This is a genomic window from Niastella caeni (genome assembly GCF_004834005.1).
GTDB classification, from domain to species: Bacteria; Bacteroidota; Bacteroidia; order Chitinophagales; family Chitinophagaceae; genus Niastella; species Niastella caeni.
On record NZ_STFF01000004.1, the window covers coordinates 443,070 to 455,057 of the forward strand.

Annotated in this window: 6 protein-coding genes; all 6 read right to left on the reverse strand. The window is 47.9% G+C overall.

The annotated features are described in order from the left end of the window. Positions 1-48 precede the first annotated feature (48 nt). The 6 genes from FAM09_RS16765 to FAM09_RS16790 all read right to left on the reverse strand — a co-directional run bounded on the left by FAM09_RS16765 (position 49) and on the right by FAM09_RS16790 (position 11,984). Positions 49-3,015: a VPS10 domain-containing protein gene (locus FAM09_RS16765; protein WP_136578282.1), complete on the reverse strand. Its 2,967-nt coding sequence runs from the start codon at positions 3,013-3,015 to the stop codon at positions 49-51. Positions 3,016-3,112: 97 nt separating this feature from the next. Further along, on the reverse strand, positions 3,113-7,033 hold the full coding sequence (locus FAM09_RS16770) for a hypothetical protein (RefSeq protein WP_136578283.1): 3,921 nt from the start codon (positions 7,031-7,033) through the stop codon (positions 3,113-3,115). 43 nt (positions 7,034-7,076) lie between these two features. Continuing rightward, the gene (locus FAM09_RS16775) at positions 7,077-7,844 is read right to left on the reverse strand and encodes a hypothetical protein (protein WP_136578284.1); all 768 of its coding nucleotides are present in this window, start codon (positions 7,842-7,844) and stop codon (positions 7,077-7,079) included. 42 nt (positions 7,845-7,886) lie between these two features. After that, entirely contained in the window at positions 7,887-9,500 is a 1,614-nt protein-coding gene (locus FAM09_RS16780) for a hypothetical protein (RefSeq protein ID WP_136578285.1), read from the reverse strand. A 9-nt stretch (positions 9,501-9,509) separates the two neighbouring features. Beyond that, the gene (locus tag FAM09_RS16785; RefSeq protein WP_136578286.1) at positions 9,510-10,574 is read right to left on the reverse strand and encodes a polyprenyl synthetase family protein; all 1,065 of its coding nucleotides are present in this window, start codon (positions 10,572-10,574) and stop codon (positions 9,510-9,512) included. Between the two features lie 27 nt (positions 10,575-10,601). After that, the gene (locus FAM09_RS16790) at positions 10,602-11,984 is read right to left on the reverse strand and encodes a hypothetical protein (protein ID WP_136578287.1); all 1,383 of its coding nucleotides are present in this window, start codon (positions 11,982-11,984) and stop codon (positions 10,602-10,604) included. Positions 11,985-11,988 lie beyond the last annotated feature (4 nt).

Genomic DNA, 11,988 nt, shown 5'->3' on the forward strand with positions numbered 1-11,988 from the left:
GCGGCAGCAACAAACAACAAACTACAAACTACAAACCACAAACTAAATTTATTGCTTTACAATCCTGATGTTGGTATGCCCCTGCTCTTTGTCTATGATGATCAACTGATAAATGCCAGCTTTCAGCTTTTGCACATCCAGTTCTTTTGCATGACCGTTCACTCGTTGTGTGAGTATATTCTTTCCATTCATGTCGTACAAGGTTATTGTATGCGCATGCAAAAGTCCGGTTATCGTCAATTTTCCGCTAACGGGATTAGGGAAAGCTTTAATGCCGGATGCCGCCAGTTCTTCCGGTGATGTCACAACAATTTTCTCAGGCTTGTTTTCCGCTTTTGTCAATATTGCCGGTTGTTGTATGCCAAAGATCCGCATCTCTGCCAACTGCAATGTTGAGCCGGATTTGCAGGTGAAGTTGAATTGGTAGTATTTAAATGCTCCTGTTTTCTTGAAAATATAAACTTTTTCCTGGCCCCGGCCGCTGAAAAATTCATTATTGACGGTATGAAGCGTTACCCAGTTAACACTATCTGTTGATGCCTGCAAGGTCCAGTCTTTGGGATCTCTGTTCTGGGCGTCATTGGCAGAAACGATGCTGTACCCACTGGGCATCCAGGTATTGCTGGCTGAATATCGTACCCAGCCCGAACAATTAAATGTCAGGTATTTGGTGCCGTTATCATTATCGATCACTTTGGTATAATCTTCATTGGCAGGCGACCCGGTAGTATATTGTGCATCGAGCACGCCGCCGTCATCTGTAATATCTGTGGTCCCAACCAATATCGGTGTCCATAAGTTGGTTTCCCAAACACCTCTTCCATAAGTGGCCACCCGCAACTTGCCCGAAGATTTTTGGATCTCCACTTCGTTTACAGCCACCAGTGGTAAGCCACTGGCATGCTCTACCCAGTTGGTATCTACATTATCGCGATAATACACCCCCACGTTCATACCTACATAAATGCTTTCACTGGGATTGTTATCTACCACTATCGACCTGGCTACCAGGGCAGGTAATCCGGCCGAAATATTTGTAAAGGTCCTGCCGGTGTCGGTAGATACTAAAACCGAACTGGTAGTACTGTTGCAGGCCAGGAATACTTTTCTGGGGTTCACCGGGCTCACGAAAATAGCATTGATGGAGGCAGGCGCTGTTACTGAATCCCACGTAGTACCGCCATTGTGGGTGCGGTATAATTTGGCGCCAACAGATCCATAAACGTATTGCGTATCTGAAGGTGCAACCTCCAGGCAATTTAACTTACCGCCGATCACAGTGCCGGAAATTTTGATCCAGCTTGTGCCGCCATTAAGGGATTTATAAATACCCGTCCAGCCGCCATATACCGTATTGTGGTTTTTGGGGTGCATAACGAGGGGCGTTACCCAGTTGCCAGCGGAAGGTTGGGTAAGGTTGGTACGTGAACCGCCGGCATTGATGGTTTTGTAAATAGCGCCGTTTTGTGAAGTGCCGATGGCGATGTTGGCATTGGTAGGACTTATGATACAATCCATACCATCAGCGCCTAACCAATCTTTCCACGTGCTGTCTGTTCTCCTGAAAGAGGAACCATTATCCTGTGCACCACCTGTAATTACATCAGGATCTGTTTTGGAACAGGCTATCCGGTAAAATTGTTTAATGCCTAGTCCTGTTGAAAGATCTGTCCAGTCGCCCCCGCTATTGGTGCTTTTATAAATACCGCCATCGCTGCCTGAGAAAATAGTGGCGCCGATCCATTCCAGTGCATGAACGTCGGCATGGTTGTAACCCGTATTATTCGGATAGCTCCAGGCGGTTTGTGCAACAAAGGAAGTACCGCCGTTGGTCGACTTCCAGCAAATAATGCCAGCGATCATCACTTCATTTGCATTAGCAGGATTTACACAAATGGCCATATCATACGTTGCCTGGCCGGAAGTACCGGTGCCCGTAGTTTCATAACCAAAATAGTTTGTACCACTGGCGGCATTACCAACAACAGTAGTAACATAGGTATTACCAGCATCCGTTGATTTGTATAGGCGACCAAACAAACTGCCATTGGCCTGCACTACATATACAACATCAGGACTGGCAGGCGAAACGCCGATCATTGTTCTTCCGGTATTGGTGATGCCATTGGCGGCGGTGATCGCTGTCCAGGTTACGCCATTGTCGGTTGACCGCCATACGGCATTGGCGCCGGCGCCTGCGGCATACATAATGTTTGGATTGGTAGGATGGAATTCGATATCTTCTTTAGTTTCTGTATGAACGTTAGTCCAGCTAACGCCCCCATTAACCGAGCGAAAGATGCCATTGCTGCCGGTGGCGAATACAATATTGGAACTGTCGGGATGCACCAGTACTTTGCGGGAAACGGTAGGTCCGGCTCCCGTTGCGGCCCAGGTAACGCCGGCATTGGATGATTTAATAACCCCACCGCCCTGAATGGCAGCATAAACAACATTTTGATTGGAAGGATCGATGCAAAGATGAAAAATGTTCATCCAGGCCGATGAAGTAAAATCAACGAGTGGTTTCCAGTTAGCGCCGCTGTTAGTGCTTTTCCAGATGCCTCCACCCGGCGAGCTAACATAAATAACAGCCATATTCGAAGGATGAACGGCTACAGAAGTGATCCGGCCTACGCCCGGGTTCCAGCCGCTGGTGTACGACCAGCTATGCGGACCCAGTTCAAGCCAGGTGCCAAAGGTGCCTCTGGCATTATCCAGTTGCCCGCGGCTTTTCATAAGATCCTTTGCCGCTTTGTAACGGGCAGCTTCTGTTTCAGCATTGATCAGGTAACCGTTGTCGTCTGTATGGAATTTTTTTTCATATAACCAGCGTTGGTATTGTTTGTAGCCGGTACCTCTGCCGGTGCCTACGCTGTCGAAATAACGGTTGGCAATGCGCTCAATTTCATTGAGCCGCAGGTCCGTTCTTTCCATTAAAGTAAAAATGTCTGTTTGGGAAGTGGCAGTAAGGCATAATACCGCCATAAGAATGGATAAGGTTAATTTTCTCATGTAGACTTTGTTTTGCCACTGAAAATACTACCAAATACTTTTAGCTCATGAATTAAATATTCACATATGGAATATGTATTATGCCTCTCCCATTCTTCTATTTTCCTAGTATACTCACCGCTGTTACAATCGGGCAAAATGCACTGATCGCGGATACAATGGCTTTGGCCTCGCTTGAAGAAAGCCCGAATACGGATGTAAGAACGCCTGTGATCCTGTCTTCAACCCAGCCAAGCACTTTCGCCGCCATTTCTGCCCAGTATTTAGGATCGGTGAATAGTTTGATAAGAAAATCCTTTACTGCCTGCCAGCAGATTCCTGCAAGATCGGCCAGCTTACCAACGTTTACATCCAGTCTAATATCGCCGAGCGAATATTGCGTACCGGCCAATTCAAAGCCGGCGGTGAAGGTGGCGCCAAAGTTTCCATTTTGCAGGTCGGCATAAATTTTTGACGCTGCATACACGCCGGTATTTATATTCCATGTTCCCAATTTGCCGAGGTCTATAGAACCGATGCCCACATTAATGTTACCAGTAACCGATAAATTTTCGGCAGTAAAGCTTCCGGACAATTTGCCGTTGAAGACCCCACCGAGCGAAGAGCCTGTTACCTCCAGGTTGGCGCCGCTTTCATTGATATCGACAAAAATGCCCTGGCTGGCCCCAAGCAGGGTCAGTTTACCATTTACAAAGAAGTGAGGTTTTTGAAATTTTTCGGGTGCACCTGGCTGTGTAAAGGTAGAGATGGACACCTGCGGTCCGCCAGCGCCCTGTTCGGCTGCTATGCTGAAGAAGTTGTCAGAAACAAGGCTGATCTTATCCATTTGTGCATCTACCCTGATCCCTTTATTAATTATAATGTCAATGTCAGTGTCTAATTTAAATAATAAGAACTGAATGCGGCCGCTGATCTTCATCCCTTGCGGATAGTAAAAGGTGCCAATAGAAACGCCTGAAGGCGACGGCACAAAATAGAACTGCGCTTCCCGCGAAACTTCTATTTCCTGGCTGCTGTTCTTAATCAGTTGCCAGTGTGTAACAGTGGAGCTGCTCCCCGCGCCTGCTTTTTCGGTGATGTACCATTTTCCGTTCTTGGAATCGTTAAAGATCATCATGCCGTCACTGGTACTGGGAAAACTTGCCTGCTTCCCGTAATTCATGAAATCGCTTTGGATCACGTCGCCCTTGAAGTTGTTCAATGCATCTTCGAGTTGTGTGGCCGATGCGCCTTTGGGAACCGTGAAGGCGCCTGCTGTGGTGCCTTTAATAGAGACCTCATCCAATGCAGACTTAATAGGCGCCGGCAATTCTTCATTGGTAACACCCACGAGTTTGTCAACCACATCGCCCAGTGTAAGATTGCTTAAAGCGCCTGCGATCATACTTTCGGCCGGATTAGCTGTATTGATCATTACCGCCAGGGTGCTGTCGAACAAATTGTCGACCATCAGTTCCGCCGCAAAGCCGAAACTGGGTAATCCTTCAAAGGAAATGCCGAGCTCGAGCGCCACACCGCCCAACTGTAAGGGCCCGAAGGTTAATGGCTTTTCTACTTTCAGCGTTCCGGATACGAACACGCCATTGCCCACCACCGTTAGTAGTACATCGAAATCCAATTCATTGTCTTCGAGCAATGTTTTCAACGAAGCGGCCAGGCCGAAGGCAAAACCATCGGGGCCGCCAGTAAGCACCATGATCGTTCCTGTTAAACAGGTATTCTTATAGCCCAGCGCACCGGCGCAAGTGCGTTGATTGACGTCCTCTACAGGTGTAAGGAAGGTCGTGAGCGATACGCCCAACTGGAATTGTTTCTTTTCTGTAAGGTATGCCAGGAAGCCATCCAACTGGGTGCCTTCGGGGATCTTGAGCAGATCGATCAATGCGCCCAGGATCTTGTTCTTTTTGGTAAAGACCGTACTGGTATAAAGAAAGAAACCGGGTTGAATGCCGCGGGCAATGGCGGGCAATTTGATCTTTGATTTGCCGAGCGCTGCCTGATCAAACTGTTCAAAACCCGGGAAAGTAAACGTTTGATCGTTTAATGTTGAAATGGCCAAAGTAAACGTTTGGAAGGGAAACCAGGATGTAAAGGCATTCACACTATCTGATACGCCGCCAGACAGATTGCCAAGCTGATCAACCTCTATTTGCAAACCCACTGCAACACCCCAGCCGCCTGCACCTTTTTGAAGAACAAATGCCAGGCTGCCGATCTTGTCAATGACCGTTCCCAACTGCATATTATAATCATTGCCCTTTTTGACGAGCATGATAAATGATTGCGTAAAAGTCAGATTGAACCCGCTGGGTACATTAATTGGTTGTTGAATGAAAAAGGAGACGATCTCACTGAGCGATACACTGGGGAAATCGCCCCTGATGATAACGTCGCCGGGAATATTGTAACTGGAGGTGAGCGTTACGCCTGCAATCTGGGCCGTGCCGTAAAAGCTACCGCTCAAATCGCCTGATGCCGGCTTCAGGAGGAACAAACCAACATTGCTGAACGTTAATTCGGTTACCCCGAGCGGTATGGTCCATGGTTTGGGTTGCTGCGCCATCAGCAACATAACGGAATAATAATTTCCCGGTGATACGGTCAACTCCAAATTATCAATAGACAGATCGCTTACTTCGGGAATGCCCGGGGCATAAGTTGACATGAATGATGACAACGGCACATCAAATCTTTCTGCCACCGAAGCCATTATCGTAAAGCCGGTCCCTTTTTGGGCATAAATATTAACCGGTACGCCCTGTACTTCCATGCTGCCCTTTACCAGGATGTCGATAGCCCGTGTTGCCGGATCGAACGGGTTTTGCACGGTGAGCGTTGCCGATACCGATTGTACTTCGAAATGCCCGGGCCAGATATTCCAGTCAAGCTTTGGCATGCCTACCGTTATAGAAGCAGCGCGCACATCGAGGCCCTTATCAAATCCGATGGTTACACTGGCACGTTGAATGCCCAATCCGCCCAGGTCGCCTTTTTGAATAGCATCGGGGAAAGAACTTAATACATTATCTATGCCCAGGAGATCTGCGAGCTCGCTGAAATTTCCAATAGGTGAATTCTCAAAATCGGCATACAATTGCGCCGCGTTTGTATCTGGCGGCGTTACCACGGTTACGTCTATCTCCGTTTTGGCACTGGGTATTTCAAATTTCCCGGAATAAGCAACCGTTGTTTCAAAAGTGCTGTTCTTTCCAAACCATTCGGTGCTTGCTGCACTGTATACCCGAAAATGATCGGCGGTGAATGACATGCCGCCCAACTGAAATGCCCCTGCTGCCAAACCGGCTTTTAAATTGATGCCCGGAACTGTTCCTTCCATCTCCCACGGAAATTCTTCCGGTTTCAGCGGAGGCGTTACGATGAAATCATATGGAAGATATATGGTGCCTTGTAATTTCAGATCACCGCTACCGCCAACAAGTGTTTCAAAAACGCTTAAGATGCCGGTGGGCGATAGGTTTGCCCGGAAGTTGATGCCGGCGATCAGGTCCTGGTTCTCGAATGTTTGTTCACAGGTAGTAACCAGGAATTGCGCATTTGTCATTACCAGCTCGTCGAGCGGACTGGTTGGCGTTGAATCAGGCTGCGATACATTAAGATCCGTTGGCAGATCGGGAAAGCTGTTGGAGAATTTCCAGGGAACTGGCGGCGGGGTTGAACCGATAACTGTATATTGAAAGATCGCCTGCACATTTCCTTCAACCAATGTAAGCATACAGGTGACTGGCACCCCGGTTATCGTTAATCTGAATCCACCGGTGCCGGTAATTATAACTACGGCGCCATCGTTTGCAGGGTTCGCCTGCGCATCTGTTATTTCAATTGGTTGGTTATTGAATGCGTAGCGGATAATACCCGGCATCACATTTCCTGCATCTATCGATTGCAGGGTTGCGCCATTAATAGTGATCTTTCTGCCGGGAATGGTGCCGTCATCTGCGATCTGCAATAATGTCCTGATCGGGTTAGCTACCGGCGTATTCAATATATGGGGACTCATTAGGTTGCTGCATTAGTGGTTATAGGATAATTATGTCAGCTTCTTATCGTTTACCATTTTTAGCAGTAAACGATGCTATATAGAATTTTGTATAATTTGTAAACGGAGGTTCGGTGTATATTTTCAACCAAACATCAAAGCAGAAGAAGTTCATAAGCCTGTCTTCTGTACCGAATACAAAAAAGCCGAGGTTGGCATCAAAAAATTCGTAGATGCCTGGAAAGTTGGAAGATGCCGATAGGTCGGGACGGAAGCCAAACGCTATTGCGTGTGCGGTGTCTGCATCGTGCATTTCAACGATAAAGTAGGAAGGCCCGTTCTTTGTTGCAGTGGCCTTCAGCCGGTCAAAGATCTCCAGTCCGGCAAGCATATTGTCTTCCTCAAATTCTTCAACCGCCTGCATCCCGGGACCGTAGAATTGCTTTAAGCGATCATCTTTGAATTTTAGGATCTTTGCCCGTATGGCCGGTTTATCTTCTTTTGTCGCCTTTTTCAACTGATCTACCAACACCCTCAGGTTTTTTTTAAATTGTTCTGTCATGGCTTCTAGTCCAGTCTGAATGTCGAGGTACTTGGGCGGAATGCGGCTTGTGTAGGGCCAAACCAGCGACCTGTTCCGGATCTCGTTAACGAAATCCCTGGGGCCGGGCTGCCCTAGCTGGTAAGCCGTTACAAAATCAATGGCCATGGCAAAACAAACACCCTTACTGTTGTTGACTTTAAGCAGGGGTTCCGTACTTTGATCGATCCAGAGAACGAATGCGCCTTTATTGTCTTCAACAACGTATTTACGCCAGGTCTCTTTATCCATGATTGTTGTATTAGAAGTTTGGGATGTGTGTTATTAACCGGTTTAATTGCCGCCCAGTTGCTGGGTCAGCATAGCCCTGGTTAAACGGGTTACTTCATTACTGATGTCGGTGAGGTGGTTATTGAACTGGCTTTTGATGGCGGCTACTATTTTTTGTTGAACGGCTGAAGTGTTGAGCACTCGCTGCACTACCGGACCAAGATCCGATTGATCGGAAAGGGTGATCTTCATGTTGTCTACAGCAGGCACCTGGAAGTCGATCGAATTAAAAGTTACCACCAATGTACCTGCATCGTCGCCGCCCGGGGTTATAACACTACTGAGCGAAACTGAATTGATCGCCACCGTGATCCCGAATCGCAGCTCGCCGCCAGGGTATGAAGCATAAAAATCAGCGGTAGCGGTCGTTGTATTTAAAGCCCCCAATACTAAGGTCATCTGCAGGGTTGGCGGCGTCAGCAGCATGCGTTCAGCCGGCACTTTTGCATTGGGAAAACCTGTGATGACAATATTCGATAGGGTCACATTGCTGAGGTTAATACCGGCCATCAATGGAAAACTCCCTATCGTCAGGTTCTGTGGCCTGAACGGATTTAAGGACGGGTTCTTATAGTTTTCCAGGAGCGTTTTCACATACCAGTTACTGGCCGGGTTATTCAGGGAATACCGGATGCGGTCAAAAAGGTATAAGTCCACTTTATTGGTGGCTTGTTGTCCCGCATCGCCGGGTAATGGTCCGGTTACTGCGCCTAAACGGGCATCCAGGAAAGTGCCAACCTGTGCGTTGAGGGTGTTTGTTAAGGCATTGATATTGTCTGGCCCATTCAGGGAATCCTGCATTTGCCCAAATACGGCTTCACTGGCGTCGGGCGCGCTCATGAAGTTGGTAATGAGCGTGGAAATAATATCCCTGAAGATCGAATCATTCGAGAGCCGGGCATCTACATTTGCAAATTGCGGCGCCTGGTCGCCGGTTGTCACTAATGTGAGTTTGGTGATGGCCAGGTTTAAGCCAGATCGGTTGGGGGCCACTGTTATTTTTATAGATGCGGTGAAATTCAATTGGGTAATGTCTGCCGAGAAGGTGCCTTCGCCAACGATCTGCACCGGAGGTGCTGCCGGATCGATGCATGTTGCATCATCGGGATTTTGTGATAGACACAGGTTTTGTGTGAGGATGAACGGGGCGCTTAAAGACAATTTGCTTATTTTTTGTCCCGGTTGCAATCCGGCCGGATTTTTTGTCCAGTAGTTGAATTGCATTTTAATATCCGCGGTCACCGCAGCGCCTGGCGCGTCGTAATTATAATTTGTAAAGTCGGTAATGTAAACATTTTCCAGGCCGTTGATGATGACTTTATTCACGCCTTTGGAATCTTTCAGGTCGAGGGAAGGGTCGGGATCTTTTGGATAAGGAATGGCCGGCGTACCGTTGATCTGGTAATATTGATCCGAGATCATATTGGCGATGGTTAACCCATTGCTGCCGCCCAGTTTTCCAATTGTCCAGTTATCTTCCTTCAATGGCAGCAACGGCGCTCCGCCGCTTTGGATACCCGATAGCAATACCGGAAGGAAGTTCTTTGATTTCGGATCATTGGCCGATGTCTTTATAGTGCGAAAAATGAATGCGAATAATTTAGAATTGCCACCCATAAAAAAAATTTAAATTTTTCGGTCTACAGTGTACAGCGCGATCTCCTCCAGGGCATCCCGGTACCTGTTTTTGGGAAAATGTTTTAAATATTCCAATGCATCGAGGGCCTCATGCCGGGCATCTGCATACGATCTTTCAATGGCCTGTGTCGATTTGATGGCCCTGATCTCGTTGCGCAGATCATCTGGCGGTTGCATTTCACCGCGAATGATGCTGCTTACCGGATGCGCTGCTCCCAACTCTTCCATGGCATAGATGATGGGCAGGGTTACGCGGCGTCGCACCAGGTCGATGCCCACCTGCTTGCCGGAATCTTTTTCATCCTGCAAAAAGTCGAACAGGTCATCCATAATTTGAAATGCCCTGCCTACGCGGCGACCATAGAAACCAAGCCTTCTTGCTTCCCCGGTGTGACTTTTGGCCAATGACATGCCCGTTTCGCAAGCCAGCCCGAACATTATGGCGGTCTTTCGCTCTATAACGTCGAAGTAGCGTTGACGAAGGGCCACTAAATTCCAGTTGGGGTCCGTTTCCAACTCGTCGAGCTCGCCGGTACAAATGTTGAATGCGGTATCCAGCACCATTTTAACCAGTCCCATTTCGCTGTTGGTTTCTACGGCGTCTACAAAGGTTCGAATGGCCTGAACGAACTGCAGGTCGCCCACCAGGATGGCGGCATTGGTGCCTCTTTTAGCATTGACAGATGAAAGTCCCCGTCGCAAAAGGGCGTCGTCAATGATATCGTCGTGAATGAGCGTTGCTACATGCAGCATTTCGAGGGAAGCGCTTGCTTTTATAATCTTATGCGACAACTCTTCTTCGCCCCGGATCAGCCGGGCAGATAACAGCAACATCACCGGTCTTATCTTTTTGCCCCGTTTATAGATCTGGTGTTCAGTGTCTGTTAAATGCCTGGCTTGCGGTTCCAGGGCCGTTGTAAGCTCTTCATCAAAACGCACCATGTCGGGGCCCAACAGATTGTCGAGGATGTGATATAAGGGGTTTGCCTTGCCTTTATCACCTGCATACAGTATTGCCCTCGGCACGTCTATTTCATATTTGTCGTTATCCACTGGCGTCTTTATTTGTGTGTTGTGCTATTAAAGGGATTGTACTATAACCTTCTCCAGGATGCTTTGAATGCCTGATTGTATTTTGCTTTGCAGCAAACTCTTTACAAAATGGATGTTTGCCAGGCGTTCCCGTACAATATTGGCGGTTTTGCCATGCCAGGTAGCATCATCCACTTCCATGTAAAAACCGGGGAGGGTAACCTCCGAATGGCTCACCGTCCAGGCGGCTGTTTGTGTATCGTATGTTACAGTGATCGTTGCTTCCATTCCTTTCAGGTCGGCCTGGCAATCTCCCGCCCACAACAACTCAGGTTGTATCCCTTTAATGGCCGTCAGTTCTTCCTGGAAAAGGAACATGCGCTCGCGGATCATTTTACGTTCGTCGGCGTCCAAGATCCTCCACCCGTTTTCAATGGCTACAGCATCGGCGCCGCCGTCTTTGCTATCTGCATCGTTTGCCTGATCGATCATGTTGTTAAATTGTTCGTCAGAGACGGACACCAGTTGCATCATCGGATTGTTCAGCGTGTCATATACCTGGCTGCCCGTCATGTTCGCCGGTTGCTTTTTGTCGTCGCCCGTTTGGTTTACTGTACTTTGGAAAGAGGCGGCAGCATTAGCCGCAGCTTTATACTTATCTGCCAGCGCCGTATTACCGTCGTTACGGGCCTGGCTTTCCATAATGGTAAGCGCGAATGCGACATTTACCTGTTGCGAAGCTGCATTCTGGTTATAGGTGCGTTTATTTGAATATAACGTGGTAGCCGAATTAACGACCGTATTGTTGTTTAAGGAATCATGCGTATCTCTCGACATCTGGGTGGTGATGCCGCCTTGTGCCCATAATTTTCTTAACCTTTCACTGGTTACAAAGGCAGAATTGTACGATTCGCTGTGTTCATTATAGGCAGACATCAACGTTGGTCCATGCATCGTTTCCTGGATAGAATCGCGATGGCTTCTGGCCTGCGTTACCATAGCATCGATCTCGTCTTGTGATAGTGGCGCTACGCCGTTGTTATCTGCCCCACCCTCGCCACATGCTGTTGCATCCAGGTCGCGCATATTTCCGCCGGTATCCAGGGTGATCCTGCTTGCATATTTCGTATTGATCTCGTATCTGGCTTTCAATGCGGCATCGTTCAAACGCAAAGCTATACTGAGCTCATTCCCGGTATGCCTGCAGGCATCGGTGTTTAGCGTGAGGCTGTTCAGTGCGCTCAGGGTAAAATCTTTGAAGCGAAATGAAATATGACCATTTTCATATTCACTGTTTTCCGGCATTTCCGCATGAAACGCCAGGGGGTAAAAAGGGGTATCCTTTAATTGAAAGCTGTTTTGTTCCTGTTGCAAACCGGCGCTCAATCTGGTTTCAAGCGATTGCCAGTCGAATATTTTATCTTTTTTCATAGTT

What these genes read in the sequence shown, in the direction of transcription:
- FAM09_RS16770 (WP_136578283.1), bottom strand. Translation starts at nt 7,033, where the DNA reads ATGAGTCCCCATATATTGAATACGCCGGTAGCTAACCCGATCAGGACA.
- FAM09_RS16790 (WP_136578287.1), bottom strand. Translation starts at nt 11,984, where the DNA reads ATGAAAAAAGATAAAATATTCGACTGGCAATCGCTTGAAACCAGATTG.
- FAM09_RS16775 (WP_136578284.1), bottom strand. Translation starts at nt 7,844, where the DNA reads ATGGATAAAGAGACCTGGCGTAAATACGTTGTTGAAGACAATAAAGGC.
- FAM09_RS16765 (WP_136578282.1), bottom strand. Translation starts at nt 3,015, where the DNA reads ATGAGAAAATTAACCTTATCCATTCTTATGGCGGTATTATGCCTTACT.
- FAM09_RS16780 (WP_136578285.1), bottom strand. Translation starts at nt 9,500, where the DNA reads ATGGGTGGCAATTCTAAATTATTCGCATTCATTTTTCGCACTATAAAG.